Source organism: Mesorhizobium sp. WSM4815 (assembly GCF_055811575.1).
In genome coordinates this window covers 150623-166872 of the sequence record NZ_JBVVQS010000094.1, presented here as the reverse complement: position 1 = coordinate 166872, position 16250 = coordinate 150623, and the positions used below count along the sequence as shown (strand labels likewise).

At 62.5% G+C, this 16250-nt stretch carries 15 protein-coding genes and 1 pseudogene; 5 read left to right on the top strand and 11 right to left on the bottom strand.

Annotation, left to right across the window (positions count from 1 at the left end; translation table 11 throughout):
• The first annotated feature begins 435 nt into the window (after positions 1 to 435).
• Positions 436 to 1083: a glycosyltransferase gene (locus AC0L2B_RS16870; RefSeq protein ID WP_473746133.1), complete on the top strand. Its 648-nt coding sequence runs from the start codon at positions 436 to 438 to the stop codon at positions 1081 to 1083.
• Positions 1080 to 1775 (top strand): FkbM family methyltransferase, encoded by a 696-nt coding sequence (locus tag AC0L2B_RS16865; protein ID WP_473746132.1) that lies wholly within the window; start codon positions 1080 to 1082, stop codon positions 1773 to 1775. Before AC0L2B_RS16870 ends, AC0L2B_RS16865 begins: the two co-directional genes overlap by 4 nt.
• Before the next feature lie 271 nt (positions 1776 to 2046).
• Here the strand turns inward: AC0L2B_RS16865 and AC0L2B_RS16860 are convergent, their stop codons facing one another.
• From AC0L2B_RS16860 to AC0L2B_RS16840, 5 genes and pseudogenes are all read right to left on the bottom strand, one after another.
• Complete coding sequence (locus AC0L2B_RS16860; RefSeq protein ID WP_473746131.1) at positions 2047 to 2871, bottom strand: class I SAM-dependent methyltransferase; 825 nt, start codon at positions 2869 to 2871, stop codon at positions 2047 to 2049.
• A gap of 795 nt (positions 2872 to 3666) precedes the next feature.
• Positions 3667 to 3935: pseudogene (locus tag AC0L2B_RS16855) on the bottom strand (AbrB family transcriptional regulator); the annotation flags it as partial.
• Between the two features lie 199 nt (positions 3936 to 4134).
• Positions 4135 to 4443: a putative quinol monooxygenase gene (locus tag AC0L2B_RS16850; RefSeq protein ID WP_236387524.1), complete on the bottom strand. Its 309-nt coding sequence runs from the start codon at positions 4441 to 4443 to the stop codon at positions 4135 to 4137.
• Between the two features lie 46 nt (positions 4444 to 4489).
• On the bottom strand, positions 4490 to 5131 hold the full coding sequence (locus AC0L2B_RS16845) for an oxidoreductase (protein ID WP_473746130.1): 642 nt from the start codon (positions 5129 to 5131) through the stop codon (positions 4490 to 4492).
• Positions 5132 to 5298: 167 nt separating this feature from the next.
• Positions 5299 to 5736: a DsrE family protein gene (locus AC0L2B_RS16840; RefSeq protein WP_473746195.1), complete on the bottom strand. Its 438-nt coding sequence runs from the start codon at positions 5734 to 5736 to the stop codon at positions 5299 to 5301.
• Positions 5737 to 5842: 106 nt separating this feature from the next.
• Here AC0L2B_RS16840 and AC0L2B_RS16835 point away from each other — a divergent pair, with 106 nt between their 5' ends.
• Positions 5843 to 6937: a hypothetical protein gene (locus tag AC0L2B_RS16835; RefSeq protein WP_473746129.1), complete on the top strand. Its 1095-nt coding sequence runs from the start codon at positions 5843 to 5845 to the stop codon at positions 6935 to 6937.
• Between the two features lie 45 nt (positions 6938 to 6982).
• Positions 6983 to 7219 carry an antitoxin gene (locus tag AC0L2B_RS16830; RefSeq protein WP_473746128.1) on the top strand — a complete coding sequence of 79 codons (237 nt, stop codon included), beginning with the start codon at positions 6983 to 6985 and terminating at the stop codon, positions 7217 to 7219.
• A 319-nt stretch (positions 7220 to 7538) separates the two neighbouring features.
• On the opposite strand, the gene AC0L2B_RS16825 is transcribed toward AC0L2B_RS16830, so the two are convergent.
• The 6 genes from AC0L2B_RS16825 to AC0L2B_RS16800 all read right to left on the bottom strand — a co-directional run bounded on the left by AC0L2B_RS16825 (position 7539) and on the right by AC0L2B_RS16800 (position 15440).
• Positions 7539 to 8468, bottom strand: coding sequence for a cation diffusion facilitator family transporter (locus AC0L2B_RS16825; protein WP_473746127.1), 930 nt, complete (start codon positions 8466 to 8468; stop codon positions 7539 to 7541).
• 28 nt (positions 8469 to 8496) lie between these two features.
• On the bottom strand, positions 8497 to 10686 hold the full coding sequence (locus AC0L2B_RS16820) for an anthranilate synthase (RefSeq protein WP_473746126.1): 2190 nt from the start codon (positions 10684 to 10686) through the stop codon (positions 8497 to 8499).
• 298 nt (positions 10687 to 10984) lie between these two features.
• Positions 10985 to 12058, bottom strand: a complete 1074-nt coding sequence (locus AC0L2B_RS16815; RefSeq protein ID WP_473746125.1) for a succinylglutamate desuccinylase/aspartoacylase family protein — start codon at positions 12056 to 12058, stop codon at positions 10985 to 10987.
• A 134-nt stretch (positions 12059 to 12192) separates the two neighbouring features.
• Complete coding sequence (locus AC0L2B_RS16810; protein ID WP_473746124.1) at positions 12193 to 13569, bottom strand: FAD-containing oxidoreductase; 1377 nt, start codon at positions 13567 to 13569, stop codon at positions 12193 to 12195.
• Positions 13566 to 14027, bottom strand: a complete 462-nt coding sequence (locus AC0L2B_RS16805; RefSeq protein WP_473610747.1) for a DUF4126 domain-containing protein — start codon at positions 14025 to 14027, stop codon at positions 13566 to 13568. The genes AC0L2B_RS16810 and AC0L2B_RS16805 overlap by 4 nt, the downstream gene beginning before the upstream one ends.
• 426 nt (positions 14028 to 14453) lie before the next feature.
• Entirely contained in the window at positions 14454 to 15440 is a 987-nt protein-coding gene (locus AC0L2B_RS16800; RefSeq protein WP_473746194.1) for a helix-turn-helix domain-containing protein, read from the bottom strand.
• 143 nt (positions 15441 to 15583) lie between these two features.
• Here AC0L2B_RS16800 and AC0L2B_RS16795 point away from each other — a divergent pair, with 143 nt between their 5' ends.
• A complete protein-coding gene (locus tag AC0L2B_RS16795; RefSeq protein WP_473746123.1) occupies positions 15584 to 16231 on the top strand; it encodes a cysteine hydrolase family protein in 648 nt (215 codons plus the stop codon).
• The last annotated feature ends 19 nt before the right edge of the window (positions 16232 to 16250 follow it).

Here is a 16250-nt window from a genome sequence, read left to right as displayed (position 1 = left end):
TCTGCAGACTATACGAATATCACAGGACAGGCGTTAGTCACCGCACGCGTAGTGCAGCACCAACCTCAATTTGCATGGAGGGAGTACGTCTATAGTGGATCCGGGCTTCGTTCGGTTATTTCATGGGCTATCGCCGTATTGAGGCTCTGGGCCGCGGTAGCCCGCGGGCAGATAAGCACTCTCTATTTGGTCTGCTCACGTTCGAATTGGGGGTTTCTGCGCGACGTACCTGCCCTCCTAACGGGTGTTATGGGTGCGCGCGTTGTAGTGCACGCGCATGGCTCTGACATTCTCGACCTACTGGTGTCGCGCCCATTGTCGCCGCTGGCGCGAGCGCTCTATAGGCGTTGCGAGATCATCGTACCGTCGGCGCACCTGCTAGAACCGCTGAGCAAGATTATCAGGGTGCCGCTTCACCTTTGTGAGAACTATTGCATGACAGCAGGCACGGGCATCGGCGAGACGCCGGCGGCTGCGGATTCGCAGGTTTTTGTCGTGCTTTGGAATTCCAACATCATGGACAGCAAGGGTTTCTTTTTGCTTGTGGGGGCGGTGCGCAGGATGACAGAAGAGGGGTATGCTGTACGGTTGGTCTCGATTGGGAGACCGATTGGCGATGATAGTCTGAGTGAGCAGGAGGTCTGCGATCGCTTGGCTGCCCTGAAGTCAGAAAGTTGGTTTGATTATCGAGGCCTTTTGTCCCCAGATAGTGCGAACGCCCTAATAGGTGATGCTGATGTCATCTCTCTTCCATCTCGATATCGTAGCGAGTGCCAGCCGTTGGCCATCATTCAAGCCATGTGCGCAGGCAGAGCAATCGTAGTGTCGGACATTCCCGCGTTGCGGGAGACCCTGGGGGACTATCCAGCGCGTTTCACACCTGTGGGTTCATCCGAGGCGATATTAGATGCGTTGCGGGACCTATTTCGCGAAAAGTTATCTGACCCAGAAACCTTCGTAGCTCGCCATCAGGGTCCTGCGTTAGCTGCGGCAAAACGGTTCGCTATCAGCCGCTTCGATCGCGAAATGGCAACGATCGTAGGGGGGCCTGAAAACCTTAAAGGGAGTGGGAGTCTGAAATGATGGGCTTGCAGACAGCTAGACGCGCCATCCGCTATCTAGCAGGGCGTGACTTTTTCGTCAGGCCAGATTGTAAATGTGCCTACGACCGCTTTGGTTCAAGCTACGGCGGCTGGGATGTCGTGGGGGAAATGCTCGGTAAGGAATCCATAGTCTATTCCTTTGGCGTTGGGGAAGATGTGTCGTTTGACGTCGGGCTCATACATCGTTTTGGAATGGACGTGCACGCGTTCGACCCAACCCCAAAGTCTATCACCTGGGTCAATGGGCAAACCCTCCCGCTGCAGTTCAAACTTCATGAATACGGTCTTGCAGATTTCGACGGTAATATATTGTTCAAACCGCCAGAAAATCCAGATCATGTTTCCCATACTATCCTGGAACGCCCGCAGACGGATGCACAATCGATCTCCTTACCGGTTAAGAGATTGATTACTATCATGCAAGAGCTTAGGCACAAACGAATTGACTTACTGAAGATGGATATCGAGGGAGCTGAATATTGTGTCATTGAGGATCTCGAAAATACCGATATTCGTCCAAAACAGTTACTCGTGGAGTTTCATCATCGTTTCCCGACCGTCGGTGCGCAGAAAAGCCGCGACGCAATAACTAAGCTGAAATCATTAGGCTATGGGCTTTTTTCTGTTTCGCCCACCGGAGAAGAATACAGTTTTCTACACAAACTTTCTTGAGAATAGGGCCGTCTGTCCTTTTGCCACTCGAGGAAATGGATGATTTTGGAGCCTTCAAGTTTGATGATCACAATTCGCACTACGAGGGGCGCTTACGGCCGATATTCAGAAACAGGCCGACCCGCTCCGCAAGGCAGCCATCCTCCGATGCGTACGGCAGGTGGCCAGTCCATGGCAATCAGGAGGATGGCCAAGAGCGACCCACCTTTGCCGGTCAAGCGGAAAATGTCGACCGCCTCTGAACTAAGCTCCAGCCGCTCGGTGGTTCGGATTAAGATGATGTGTACGAAAAGCCGATCCCGGCGCCGGGATACCAATGGTCGTGTGGCTTCTCGGCCCAGAAGAGAAAGCGGCGACCGTTTGCCCTTGACCACTCCTCCAGCTTACTGGTCACGTGCGAATTATCGCCGATCACTATGGCGCGCGCGCTTAGCTTCTCTTGGATAAGACAGTATTCTGCCTCCTCATACGAGGCCGAATGGTCGCTATCGTTTATGAATACATCGATCGCGCTGTCGATCAGCCGAAGGCTTTCGAGGCTGTCCCCGTAGACTATCTTACCAACGGATGCATAACGACCGCTTAGTAGCCGTCCGGCCTCGGGAACGATGTCCGTTCCGATGTATTCGCCAGTTCCGTTCTTCAAGAGCGCCGCCGCAAGGAGAACCGCTCCAAGTCCTTTGTCTACGCCAGTTTCAACCACCAAAGCCGGTTTGATAGCCCTCACGACGGCATACCATCCGAGACGGCGCGCGAAGCGCGCTGTCTTGTCCGCCGCTGAGGAATATACCTGTATGCCGGTGGCAATATGCGAAGTCAAATCCTTGTCGCTTAGGGGCTCATCGAGATACCCCTTGGCATCCTCAAAAGAGCATCCGGTAACAGTGGCTACGGCATGGGCAAGATATGTGTGTGACAATTCCGTCAATTCATACGTATAATTCGTATCTTCACGAGACGTGAAGGTCCATTTAGCAGCGCGCCATACTGGCGGTCCGACAATCCCTGCTGCCCCCGCCGCCCTAACTGGGATGTTCAGATAACGACCCGCGCGCGATGCGCGCATCCTGTGGAACAACGATCTGAGGCTCAACATCTCTTCTCCAGTTTGCTCCCGATATTGCACGCCAAGGCGGACGCAACAAGAGCTACGCAGCCAAGTCTTCACGACGGCGGGCGTGTGCTGCGTCAGAGTGCGTCCAGGCGTGCGGTGCCGGAGTTGGCTGGTGGGTATGGCAGCTGATCCGGTGGCAAAGGCGGTCACGGCCCCAAGTGCCAAGGCTCCCGTTAGCAGACGACGGCGGGTAGGGGGAGATTGTCTTCACGGACCATGCGACGCTCGCGCCTTTTCTTCAAACGCGCCGCAGTCGGCTTTTGTCATCGTCAATTGGGCGTCTCCTGTGATGACAGCCGAGTCGAGTTCCGTGCCCATCGATCGGATGGCTAGGCCCGCGCTCCTAGCCCGTCGTCGCTATCGAGAAACGGAGATTGCGGCGAGGTGAAGTCCAACGAATTGCCGCCATCACCCGGTACCCGGTTTCGCGAATTGCGAATTTGCGCGGACGAAGTTCGCGCGGTTCGAATCCTCGTGACTGAACTTGACCAGTCTTGAAACGGTAGCTTAGCTGGACGTCTCGAACAACCTCCTGGACTGAGGCGTGATAGACGCGCTGCTGCAAGGTGATAGCGAGATCCGGTTGGAGCACCGACGCGCAATCCTCGGTGACCTACGCCGTTAACCTCGATTCGGAGCCCTGCAAGTGGGCCGGACGCCTGGTGGTTCCCATGCTACCCGACGCAATCCTGAGCGACGGGCTGGTCCTTCAGCGGCCGCCAGCAGATTGCGGTCCATTTATGCAACAGCGCCGCAGGTCTTTCTGCAGCCGCAGCTCTATTCCCTCAGACTTCGCGCCACCAGCCGCGCCACGCTCGGTCCGACCAGCAGCACGACGAGGAAGCGGGCCGATTGCAGCGCCATGACGAAGGCGACATGCTGTGCGGCGGCGGCGATGATGGCGAGTCCATGCCGCCGGGGCTGGTCGCCAGATAGGCGGTCAGCGGATCGAGCACATGGCTGATCATGAAGTCGAGGCCGCCGCAGATGGCGATGACGATGATGATCGAGCCGACGATCTGCGGCAGCGCACGCGTCGCCTGGCGTCGCGATCCTTCGCGACCCCCTCTGTCCTGCCGGACATCTCCCCCACTTGGGGGGAGATCGGCCGTCATCCCGGCCTTGGCTAATCTCTGATGGTGCAAGAGTGGGCGGGACGCTGAAGCTGCCGATCTCCCCTCTCGTGGGGGAAGATGCCAAGTTTTGGCAAAGAGGGCAGGACAGAGGGGGGCGCTGGCCCGCCAGCTATCCCGCCTTGGCCTCAGCCAACCCAAACCCACCGACAGGATGCGTTTCGACCTGGAACTCAAACCCGGCGATGATCGGCCGCGCCCTGGCAATCGCCGCCTGGACTTCCGGCAATTGCAGCGAAGCCTTGTGGCTTGCCTGGTCGGTCCATACCTCGGTCACCCAGATCGCGTCGGCATCGGCCGGATCGGTGGCGATGATGTAGCTCAGGCAGCCAGGCAGGGCGCCGGTGCTGGCCAGCAGGACGTCCATCATTGCGTCGCGCTGGCCGCGCGTCGCCCGCATCTTGCCGATCAGACCATACATTGCCGGTTTCTCCGTTGCTTGCTGCGACAAGTATGCAGGTCGCCGCTCACGGCATCAACTGGCCACCGTCGTGGCCGGAGATGTACCCGCTCAACTGGGCGGTGGAGAGGAACGGCGCCGACGCAGTCCTGCGGCATGCCGGCGCGGCCCTGCGGAATGGTGGCAACCATGGCCTGCTCCTCAGTCGAATAGCGCTCATGGAAGGCGATGGTGCCCTGCGCCACCGCGTTGACGCGAGCCGATCAGTTCCTTGGCCATGCCGCGGGTGGAGACGAGCCGAGCCATAAAGGCCGGCGCCGCCGCCGGCGCCATTGCGTGCCGCGATCGACGAGGTGTTGACGATGAAGCCGCCCTGGCGCCATGGCATCGGCTGGCGTGATGCGGTCAGCACGGGGCGGGCGTTGAGGTCCGCGTCGCAATGCGCCTCGGTCAGTTCGGCCAAGGCACGCGGCCGAGGCGGCATTGTTGACCAGGCCATCGCGCCGGCCGAAATGCTGCGCGTGACGACGCGCTCGACATCGGCAGCGACCGAGAAATCGCCCTGGACCGGGAATACCTCGCCACCGCCGTTGCGGATGGTTTTGGCCAGGTTTTCGCCGACTTGAATTGTAATGCAGCGCGACGCGGCATTTCTGCGCGGGTAGGCCAGTGCAAATGCCGCCCCGATGCCGGTCGCGGTGACCAGCACCGCCTTGCCGGCGAGGTCGCCAAAGTGGGGGTCACAAGGGCGGAAGTGACAAGGGCGGAAGCGACAGGGGTAGAAGTGACAGGGGCGGTTGTGGTGGCTGGCATTCCTCCGGGGTCGTCCTGCTCTTCGTAGGGCCTCGCCGTGCTCATGTTCAAGTCCGCAGAGGTTCAGGGCCGCAAATAGGCGTAGCCCTGGCGCTGCAATTCGGCGAGCTTGACGACGCCGCCGGTCGCGGCGGCATGGAAGCCGTCGAGCAGATCGGTGAGCGCAACGTCCATGCCCTGCATGGTGTTGGCGCAGGCATGCGGGGCCAGCCCGTCGCGGACCAGTCCGGAAAAACGGCTGGACATGGCAGCCGAGGCGCTCTTCGACTTGAAGGCGGCGAGTGCCGGTCCGTGCACGACCAGCACGATGTCGACCTTGCCGCCGGTGCCCTCATAGTGGTTCCTGATATTGCCAAGCACGAAGCCGACCTTGTCGAGGTCGCTGAGGTGATAGGCGACCTTTTGCCTTTCCTCTGCCACGGCGGCCGCCTTGACCTGGCGCAGCCCGAGAAGACCGGCGGCGCCGGCAAGGGCCACGCGGAAAATATCGCGGCGTCGCATCATGTCGTTCTCCAGCATGTCCGCGCAAATTGCGTGGCTTCGGCCTCGATCCTAGCATAAATTGAAGCTGCGTCGTGGTCGGGCGAAGAGGGGCGAGGAGGGGCACATGACATCGAAGACCATTGTGGGGAAGACCATTGTGGGCGCCGGACTTGCTGTCGCCTTGCTGGCCGCTGTCGCCGGCACGGCCCTTGCCGCCGATACGCCTGAGCTCACCGAACTCAGCCCGGACGGCAAGGATGGCTGTTTCGGGCGTATCTACGATGCCGCGCATCTCAAGCTGCACCCGAACCAGAAGGTGGGACGGATTTTCTTCTATTTTGGCGGCGATCCAGTCAGCCCTCCGAACGAGGAGCCGAGCAGTGGTCCATCTGGCTACAACGGTTTTTTGGCGACGACGGTGCGCGGCGCCAACAAGCCCGAATGGGTCGGTGGCTGGTGCGGCAAGGACGATCCGCAGTCGGGCGAGATCCATTGCGGCATGGAATGCGACCGCACCATGGCCTTGCTGAACGTCGACGAAAAAGGCCGGCTGATCGTCTCCGGCGTGCATCGCAGCCTTTATCTCGATGCCGGCGCCGAGGACGAGCTTGGCGAAACGGAGTTTGCCAGGCAGGCACTCGGCACGGAAGACGACGGCTTCCGGCTCGACCGCATGCCGGGTGAGACCTGCAAGGCCGAATTCGCGCGCATCGATCCCGTCGATCCGGGGCTAGGAGCACCGCTGCGCGAGCGGCTGAAACCGGACCAGCCGTTCTGCTACGGGCGCGACTACGATGCCGCGCATCTCGGCTCGCATCCCGATCAGCTTACCCACACCATCCGGGTTTTCCGGGGCCCGATCGAACTGGCCGCCTTCGCCAAGGACGGCGAGACGGCAAGCTGGCCTGATGGCGCCGAGATAGTCGTTTCCGTCACCACGCGCCAGAATGCCGTAGAGGTCACGCAGAGCTACAGTTGTGACGGCGAAGCGGACCAGTGGCGCTGTGTGGCGAGCGCAAGGACGAGCGACTTTTCCTGCGACATTGCGGCCAGGGAGATTTTTCTGCGCCGCGGCGCCAACGGCACCATGATGCTGGCCAACCCCAACAGCAGCCTGCCGATCGTCGACCTGTGCTCGAAGGCGGCCGACGGCGAGACCTCATCCGACGACAAGGTCTATCGGCTGGAGCCGATGCCGCAGGCTGAATGCGCGCGTTGATATTTTTGGGGCGCCTTGAGATTTTCGGGTCAGAAAGGAGGCCATATGGACAAGGCGAAGGTGTTCTGGTCAGGCCGCTCGCAGGCGGTGCGCCTGCCCAAGGAATTTCGTTTCGAAACCAAGGAGGTTTCGATCCGCCGCCAAGGCCGAGCGGTCATCCTTGAGCCGATCGAGCAGGATTGGGACTGGCTAGACGAAGTGACTGGGCCGCTTGACGACGACTTTGTCGAGGCAGTTCTGGAACGGCCGATAGCGACTGGTTCATCGGCGCAGAAGTTTTGAAGGGTTGGATGTGCTTGCATAGACAGGCGCATGCCTTGGAAATTGGCGGAAAACAGCCATCGCTTCGTCATCCTGGGGCGGAGCAAGGAGCGAAGCGACGCGGCGCAGACCCCAGGATCCATGCCGTGACTTCAGAGCGCTGCTGCGCTGCCGAATTCTGCTCCGCTGCACTCTCCGACTGAGGTTACGGCATGGATCCCAGGGTTTCCGCGACGGAGCTTCGCTCCTGCTTCGCCCAGGGATGACGAAGTTGGGGAGGCTTCGGCCAATCTCCAGCGTTTGCGATAGTCCGCTGAAACGAACGTCTGCGTGAACCATCTCACGCGAACGGCACGGCGGTCGTGCCCCTGGGCAGTTTTGCCTCGTCATCGGGCTCGACATGGATGGTGACGCGCACCGAGGGGATTTCTGCCTTCAGCGCATCCTCGATGCGGTCGCAGATGACGTGGCTGGCGCCCACCGACATGTCGGCGTCGACGACCAGGTGGAACTCGATGAAGGTGGCGCGGCCGGCAATCCGCGTCTTCAGGTCGTGGACTTCCAGCGCGCCTTTGCAATTGGCCGAGATGATGTCGCGGATGCGCATGTGCTCCTGCGTGTCGACGGCGCGGTCCATCAGACCGTTCATCGACGAGCCGATGACGTGCCAGCCCTGCCACAGGATGTTCAGCGCAACGATGACGGCAAGAGCGGGATCGAGGACTTGCCAGCCGGTCAGCACGGCGCCGACCACACCCATGAACACGCCGACCGAGGTCGCCACGTCGGTCATGATGTGCCTGCCGTCGGCGACCAGTGCCGGTGATTTTTCGGCACGGCCGGCACGGATCAGCGTCAAGGCCCAGAAGGCGTTGATCATCGTCGCGACGCCGTTTATGGCGAGGCCGGTCCAGGGCCGGTCGAGCGGGACGGGATGCCGCAAGGACCACCACACTTCATTGAGGATCAGAAGGGCTGCCAGCACGATCAGCACGCCTTCCAAAACAGCCGAGAAATACTCGGCCTTGTGGTGGCCGAACGGATGATCCTGGTCGGCCGGCTTGTGGCTGACCTGGATCGCCCAATAGGCGGCGGCAGAGGCAATGACGTTGACGATCGATTCCAGCGCGTCCGAATACAGCGCCACGGAGCCGGTGACGTACCAGGCAGCCAGCTTCAGGCCGAGTACGACGAAGGCGATGATGATCGACCAGAAGGCGAGGCTGGCGACCTTGCGCTTGGCGGCGTTTTTCGAATCAATAGCGGTCATCGATTGCTTCCGGCCGCCGAAACCGGAGCTAAGCCGCCTTTTCCTTGGCCTTGCGCGGCAGATGCGCAACGATGTTCTCGATGATGCGCATGCCGGCATTGTGGCCGAGCGTCATGATCGATTCCGGGTGGAACTGCACCGCGGCGATCGGCTCCTTGCTGTGCTCGAAGGCCATGATGACGCCTTCTTCCGTCTCGGCGGTGACGACGAAGCCGTCCGGCAGGCGGACCGGATCGGCGAAAATCGAGTGATAGCGGCCGACCGTCACCTCCTTGGGCAGGCCGGAAAAGATGATGCCCGGCTTCGACACGCGGATGCGCGACGGTTTGCCATGCATCGGCACGTGCAGCTGCCGCAGCTCTCCGCCATAGGCTTCGGCCAGCGCCTGCAGGCCGAGGCAGACGCCGAAGATCGGCAGGTCGCGCGCGCGGGCCCGCTTGATGGTGGCGGCGCAGTCAAAATCCTTCGGCGTGCCGGGACCGGGCGACAGCACGACCAGATTGGGTTTCAGCCGATCGAAGACCTCGTCCGGCACAGGCGTGCGCACGGTCGAGACATTGGCGCCGGTCTGGCGGAAATAATTGGCCAGCGTGTGGACGAAGGAGTCCTCGTGGTCGACCAGCAGGATGTTGACGCCGTCGCCGACGCGCGCGGTGGCGCGTTCGGTGTCGGCGGCATTGCCTGATTTGGCGTCGCGGATGGCGGAGATCATGGCGGATGCCTTCAGTTCGGTTTCGGCTTCTTCTTCCTCGGGAATGCTGTCGAAGAGCAGCGTGGCGCCGGCGCGCACTTCGGCAATGCCGTCCTTGATGCGGATGGTGCGAAGCGTCATGCCGGTGTTCATGTCACCGTTGAAATTGACCATGCCGATCGCCCCGCCATACCAGGCGCGCGGGCTCTTCTCGTTCTGCTCGATGAAGCGCATCGCCCATAATTTCGGCGCGCCGGTGACGGTGACCGCCCAGGCATGCGACAAGAACGCGTCGAAAGCGTCCATGCCTTCGCGCAGCCGTCCCTCGATATGGTCGACGGTGTGGATCAGCCGCGAATACATCTCGATCTGGCGGCGGCCGATGACGCGCACCGAGCCCGGGTCACAGACCCTCGACTTGTCGTTGCGGTCGACGTCCGAGCACATGGTCAGCTCGGATTCGTCCTTCTTCGAATTGAGCAGCTTCAGGATCTGCTCGCTGTCGGAAATGGCGTCGCCGCCGCGCTTGATCGTGCCGGAGATCGGGCAGGTCTCGACACGGCGGCCGTTGACGCGCACGAACATCTCGGGCGAGGCGCCGATCAGATATTCGCCTTCGCCGAGATTGATGAAGAAGGAATAGGGCGAGGGGTTGATGGCCTTCAGCTTGCGGGAGATGTCGGAGGGCGGCGTCTCGCAGCGCTCGTAGAACATCTGGCCGGGCACCACCTCGAACAGGTCGCCGCGCTTGAAACTCTGCATCGCCTTGCGCACCAGATTGGCATATTCGCCGGGCTCATGGTCGCCGCGCGGCGGGATGCGGTCGGCGGTCCTGAACGGCTCGACGATTTCGTCGCGCGGCAATCCCTGCGTCGAAAACCCATCGCTGGAATAGTCGTAGCGGTCGGTCCAGGCTTTTGTCGAATAGTGGTCGACGACCAGAATCTCGTCGGGCAGGAACAGCACGAGGTCGCGCTGGCCTTGCTGGCGCTCGAGCTTGTAGTCGACCGGATCGAACTGGAAGGCGAGATCGTAGCCGAAGGCGCCATAGAGGCCGAGATTGGCGTCTTCCTCCGTCTTGAACAGAGCGGTGATGGCGCGCAGCACGGTGAAGACGGAGGGAACGCGGCTGCGTTCTTCCTCGGTGAAGACACGGCCTGGCATGGCCACGTCGAGGCGGATCAGTTTTTTCGACGTCTCGGCGATCGTCACGTCGTCAAGGCCGCCGAGCGCCTGGCCGACCACCGGCAGAAGCATCTCGCCACGGCTGTTCAGCGCCTCGATGCGCATGGCGCGGCCGCGCGCCGAGATCACCAGCGGCGGGTCGATGATGGCGGTGTCCCAGCGCGTGTAGCGGCCGGGATATTCGTAATTCGAGGAAAACACGGCGCCGCGGCGCGAATTCAGCCCGTCGACATAGGCGTCGATCGCGCCTTGGTAAGGCCGGTCATGGCGCTCGCGGGTAATCGTCACGCCACCCGCCGTGACGAAGCGCTCCGCCCCGTTCTCCAGAATTTTCGTCGTCATTGCCGTCTCCATCAGCGTCTTGGCTATTTCAGCGTCTTGGATATTTTAGCGTCTTGGGGGCAACGGACCCGGGGCATGGCTTTGAAAAACAAATGGCCGCCCGGACATTCCGTTGCGGCCACCTTCTATTTTTCACGCGCACGCGTTCGAACAGGCCGCTGTCAGCGAGCCCACCACCAGACGGTCTTGATCGAGCGCATGTTCATGGCGATTCCAATAGCGGCGATTGAACGGCCGCGCAACTGGATTCAATGGAGGGGCTGGAGAAGGGGGAGGGCATGGAGAAGGGCATGAGCCCTCAATCCTCCAGCGTTCCCGACCGTGCATCGGCGCTTTTCCTGTCGCCGACCAGTTTTAGCAGATCTTCGCCGGCGCGGATGATGCGCCGGGAACGCCGTGTCAGGATGATGCCCGCCTGCGGCGCGAGCACCTCGGTGCGGCCGCCGGCTTCACCCGGCGCATGGACGATGGTGGCGAGCAGCGCGCCTTTTGCCACGCGGTCGCCGGGTTTCACCTCGTAAAGGACCGCGCCCGCCCGCGGCGCCGGCATCATGTCGATGTTTTCGAGCGGCGCGACGAAACCGGTGAAAGAATTGGGCCCGGCAAAACTGCCGGACGTGGACAGGGCCTGGTCCAGGATCACGCCGCGCGCCACCAGCAGCCGATAGAGCCCTTCGGCATCGGCGCCGGCCAGAGCGCCGTCGACATCGAGTATGCCGCGATACTCAACCGTGGTGGCGACGCGCCGGTCGAACCGCGCCACCTCGGCAGGGAGGTTCAGATACGGCGTGATCGAGGCGCCTTCGAAGGTGCCGTCGGTGTCCTCGTCCCACAGGACCACCGCATCGACGCCCATGGCCGCCGCACAATCCGCCATGGTCGGCCACAGGCTGGTGTGGACATAGAGGTAGGCAAGGCCCTCGTCGTCGCAGTGCAGGTCAAGCACGATGTCGTGGCCGATCGACAGCTGCAGCAGCCGTGTCTTCAGCCGCTGATCGGCAGTGCCAAGCGTGGTGTCGGGCAACAATTTTACGTCAGGCGCGGCCAGCAGCGGAAAGCCGCGGTTGAAGTTGGTGCGCGTGCCCAGGTGAAAACGGCCCTGGTGCTCGCCGAAATGATACTGGGCGCGGCCGATCGGATTGGCTTGCGGCACGACGGTGATATTGCCCTTGATGCGGCCTTCGGCTTCGGCCTTTTCAAGCATCGGCATCAGCGCGTCGATGGCGACGACGCCCGGCAGTTCGCCGGCATGCAGTGCCGCCTGCAGATAGGCCGAGGATGCCGCCATGTCCGTTCCCTCGAAGCGGAAGACTGGGAATTCGTAGGAAACGCCCTCGCTGTCGCCGGCGATACGCTCGATCGATTTCTGCATGATACGACTCCTGGAAAAGAGGCCGAACACATGCCCTTTCGCCGCTACGCTGTCGATTGGTCCAGCTTGCGGCGCTATGGGCGCAAGGCTCTCCTCGGCCGGGCGCGGACATACTGGTCCAACGCCTGCCCGGCCTACGCCAGCGGCTTCAACTCCTGGGCGATCGTCGGCAGAAGTTCCGAGACATTCGGGTGGATGTGCATGGCCCGCGCGAGCGTGCTGATCGGCGCCTTGGCGTACATCAGATCGAGCACGCAGTGTATCGCCTCGTCGCCGCCGGGGCCGAGCACCGAGCAGCCGAGGATTTCGTTGGTGTCGGCATCGGCCAGGATCTTCATGAAACCTTGCGTCTCGCCTTTCTCGACGGCACGGCCGACGCGGGTCATCGGCCGCTGGCCGACCAGCGCGCGGCGGCCGGACTTTCTGACCGCTGCCTCGGTCATGCCGCAGCGGCCGAGCGGCGGGTCGGTATAGAGCGCATAGGCCTCGATGCGGTCGCTCACCCTGCGCGGGTCGTTGTCGAGCAGATTGGCGGCGACGATCTCGTAGTCATTGTAGGAGGTGTGGGTGAAGGCGCCCTTGCCGTTGCAGTCGCCCATCGCCCAGATGCCGGGCACGCCGGTGCGAAGCTGGTCGTCGACGACAATGAAGCCGCGTTTGTCGGCCTCGACGCCGGCCTTGTCGAGGCCGAGATCGTCGGTGTTGGGGGTCCGGCCTACTGCCAGCAGCACATGCGAGCCGACAGCCGGCGCCTGGCCGGCGGTGAAAGTCACGGCAATGTCGCTGCCCTGCCTGGCGAAGCCGATGTCGCCGGCGCCGAGATGAACCGTGATGCCTTCGTTTTCGAGGATGGACAGGATGGCGGCCGAGACATCCTCGTCCTCGCGGCCGATCAGCCGCGGGCTCTTTTCGATCACCGTGACCTGTGAACCGAAACGGCGGAACATCTGCGCGAATTCGAGCGAGACGTAGCTGCCGCCGACGACGACGAGGTGGCGCGGCAGCACGTCGAGATCCATCATCGACGAGTTGGTCAGGAACGGAATGTCGTCGACGCCCGGCAGATCAGGCACCGAGGCGCGGCCGCCGGTGTTGATGAATATTTTTTCGGCGCTCAGCAGGTCGTCGCCGACGCGCACGGTATCGGCCGTCTCGAAGCGGGCATGGCCGCGATAAAGCGTGCATCTGTCCATGCCGGCAATCCAGCTTTCGAGGTTGCCGCGGGCGTCGTCCGACACCTTGTCCTTGCGGGCCTTGATCGCCGTGTAGTCGACGCCGACCGGACCGGAGAGCGTCACGCCGTAGTCGGCGGCGCGGCGGGCGAGATGCGCGGCATAGGCGCTGGCGACCATGGCCTTGGTCGGCATGCAGCCGGTGTTGACGCAGGTGCCGCCGAGCAGCTTTCGCTCGATCAGCGCCACGCTCATGCCGGCCGCCGTCAGCCGGCCGGCGAGCGGCGGGCCCGCCTGGCCGGCGCCGATGATGATGGCGTCGAATGACTTTGCCGTCATGCCACGGCCGCCACGATCAACAGGCCACTGAGGATCGCCACCGCGTCCTCGACGAGGGCGGCGGGCTGGTCCTTGCCGAAAGCCAGCGCCAGGCGTTTGCGCAGCTCGGCGCCGCCCAGCGTGCCGATAACCGCGCCGATGGCGCCGGCGATCAGGCCGCCGACGGTGGCGCCGCCGGTCGCGCCGATCACCGCGCCGGTGAAGGCGCCGACAGCGATGCGCGCGCCAAACTGCTGCGGCACCTTGCGGCTCGGCGTCGACGGCAACTGGTCGGTGACCAGTTCGGCAATGGCCAGGATGGTGAAAATGCCGACGGTGATCCAGTGGCCCATGAAGCTGGCCCAGGTTCCGGCGACCGGCAGCCAGCCGAGCCAGGCGCCCCAGGCGACGGCGGCGGGCGCGGTCATGGCGCGAAGGCCGGCAACGACGCCGATGAGAAGTGCAAGGATGTACAGCATGATTGACCCCTCGATCACACGGCCTGGGACAGCCCAGCCGGGGCAGGCTAGCATAGGTTCGGCATTTGACCAGAGGCCTGCGATCTCTGGCATTCGCCATATTGAAACAGCAGGGGGTAGGATGCGAGGGCCGCCATGGCTCGAACCGGCAGGATCGAGCGCAGGGCAATCGCTTCAGGACAAAAGATAGCGTACAACTCAGGTTGGATGACCAATTCTCGGTGTCGGCGCCGCCCCTCATCTGCCTGCCGGCACCTTCTCCCCGTATAGTGACGGGGAGAAGGGGCTGGCCGCAACCTCGGCACTCCTTTTGCAACGTTGACAGTTGGCGAAATCGTCGGAGACGGCGTCTTTCTCCCCGTCACTATACGGGGAGAAATACCCGGCAGGGCAATGAGGGGCAGCGCCAGACCTGAAGCGATTGCCTCACCTCGGCGCCTGCGCCACGCGCTCCTGAACGTTCTTCGAGAATTCGCGGCGGTACTGCGCGGGCGTGGTCCTGAGCCGCGCCGAAAAATGCTGGCGCAGCGAGGTGGCGCTGCCGAACCCGGCCTCGAAGGCAACCGTGTCCATTGATTTTTCCGTTGCTTCCAGCAGCCGCTGCGCCAGCGCGACGCGCTGATCGATCAGCCAGTCGCCGAAGCTGGTGCCGATTGTTTTCTGGAAGCGGCGCGTGAAGGTCCGGCGGGTGAGGCCGGCGGTAGCGGCGACACTGTCCAGGCTGTGCGTCGCGTGCAACGTCTTGCGCACGGTGTCGATGGCGTGGCTGAAGCGGTCGGCATTTTCGGTCCTGGCGATCGGACGCTCTATGAACTGCGCCTGCCCGCCCTGCCGATGAGGAGAAAGCACGATCTGCCGGGCAAGCCGGAGTGCCGCCTCCGCGCCATAGCGGGCCCGTATGATGTGGAGACAGCAGTCGAGCCCGGCGGCGACACCGGCCGAGGTCACGACATCGCCGTTGTCGATATAGAGCACCTCCGGCTCGACGAGAATGTCGGGATAGAGGGCCCGCAGCTGGTCGGAAAAAGCCCAGTGCGTCGCGGCTCGCCGCCCCGAAAGCAGGCCGGTCGCCGCAACAGCGAACGTTCCCAGGCACAATCCGACAATCAGCGCGCCGCGCCGGTGCGCGCGACGCAGCGCCTCGATCAGTGCCGCCGGCGGTGGGGCTTCGAGGTTCTTCCAGCTGGGCAAGATGACGATGTCGGCGTCATCAAGCGCGGAAAGCCCATGCGGGACGCTGATGGTCAGCCCCGCATCGGTGCGGATCGGCCCGTCCTCAATCGCGCAGACGCGGAACTCGAAGCGCGGCAGGCCGAGCGTCGTGCGATCCTCTGCGAATACAAGGCAGGGCACAGAGAGGTGGAACGGGCTGATGCCATCGAAGGCGATGGCGGCAACGATCGGATCGGCCATGATAAGCACCATCAGAATTTCCGGAATGTCCCAATTATTTCGAACTATGTCAATCGGGACACTTTTGCGGACCGATGCCGAGTCTATCCTCGATCCACCAATGTCAAACGGGCCATCAATGTCAAACGGGAAAGGAAAACTCCATGTCGGACTCAGCCAAAGGCAAAGCGCCACGCCGTGCCCTCATCGTCGTCGACGTTCAGAACGACTATGACGGCGGCAATCTCGCCATCAAGCACCCGCCCTTCCGCGACACCGTCGCCAATGTGGCACGCGCCATGGACGCGGCCGCCGAGGCAGGCGTCAAGGTGGTGGTCGTCAAGCAGTTGGCGCCGGAAACGTCACCGGTCTTCGCCAAGGGCAGCCATGGCGCCGAATTGCATCCCGAGGTCGCGAGGCGAAACCGCGACCACACCATCGAAAAGACCTTGCCAAGCGCCTTCACCGGCACCGACCTCGAGGAATGGCTGCGCGCCAACGCTATCGATACGATTACGGTCATCGGCTACATGACGCATAATTGCGATCTGTCGACGGTCATCCATGCCGTCCATATGGGCTTTGCCGTCGAGTTCCTGTCGGATGCAACGGGGTCGCTGCCCTATGCCAACAGCGCCGGCTACGCCTCGGCCGAGGACATCCATCGCGTGGTGACTGTCGTCCTGCAGTCGCGTTTCGCCGCCGTTCTCAAGACCGCCGAATGGATCGACTGCCTGAAGACCGGCGTGCTGCCCGAGCGCGATACGCCCTACGCCTCCAACCAGCGCGCGCTGGCGCGCAACGCCGCTTAGAAGTTTAGCGCGGCCAAAC

Excerpts from the sequence above, each read along its gene's own strand:
- AC0L2B_RS16870 (WP_473746133.1), top strand. The coding sequence starts at position 436 with ATGACAGCAGGCACGGGCATCGGCGAGACGCCGGCGGCTGCGGATTCG.
- AC0L2B_RS16865 (WP_473746132.1), top strand. The coding sequence starts at position 1,080 with ATGATGGGCTTGCAGACAGCTAGACGCGCCATCCGCTATCTAGCAGGG.
- AC0L2B_RS16860 (WP_473746131.1), bottom strand. The coding sequence starts at position 2,871 with ATGTTGAGCCTCAGATCGTTGTTCCACAGGATGCGCGCATCGCGCGCG.
- AC0L2B_RS16850 (WP_236387524.1), bottom strand. The coding sequence starts at position 4,443 with ATGTATGGTCTGATCGGCAAGATGCGGGCGACGCGCGGCCAGCGCGAC.
- AC0L2B_RS16840 (WP_473746195.1), bottom strand. The coding sequence starts at position 5,736 with ATGCGACGCCGCGATATTTTCCGCGTGGCCCTTGCCGGCGCCGCCGGT.
- AC0L2B_RS16835 (WP_473746129.1), top strand. The coding sequence starts at position 5,843 with ATGACATCGAAGACCATTGTGGGGAAGACCATTGTGGGCGCCGGACTT.
- AC0L2B_RS16830 (WP_473746128.1), top strand. The coding sequence starts at position 6,983 with ATGGACAAGGCGAAGGTGTTCTGGTCAGGCCGCTCGCAGGCGGTGCGC.
- AC0L2B_RS16825 (WP_473746127.1), bottom strand. The coding sequence starts at position 8,468 with ATGACCGCTATTGATTCGAAAAACGCCGCCAAGCGCAAGGTCGCCAGC.
- AC0L2B_RS16820 (WP_473746126.1), bottom strand. The coding sequence starts at position 10,686 with ATGACGACGAAAATTCTGGAGAACGGGGCGGAGCGCTTCGTCACGGCG.
- AC0L2B_RS16815 (WP_473746125.1), bottom strand. The coding sequence starts at position 12,058 with ATGCAGAAATCGATCGAGCGTATCGCCGGCGACAGCGAGGGCGTTTCC.
- AC0L2B_RS16810 (WP_473746124.1), bottom strand. The coding sequence starts at position 13,569 with ATGACGGCAAAGTCATTCGACGCCATCATCATCGGCGCCGGCCAGGCG.
- AC0L2B_RS16805 (WP_473610747.1), bottom strand. The coding sequence starts at position 14,027 with ATGCTGTACATCCTTGCACTTCTCATCGGCGTCGTTGCCGGCCTTCGC.
- AC0L2B_RS16800 (WP_473746194.1), bottom strand. The coding sequence starts at position 15,440 with ATGGCCGATCCGATCGTTGCCGCCATCGCCTTCGATGGCATCAGCCCG.
- AC0L2B_RS16795 (WP_473746123.1), top strand. The coding sequence starts at position 15,584 with ATGTCGGACTCAGCCAAAGGCAAAGCGCCACGCCGTGCCCTCATCGTC.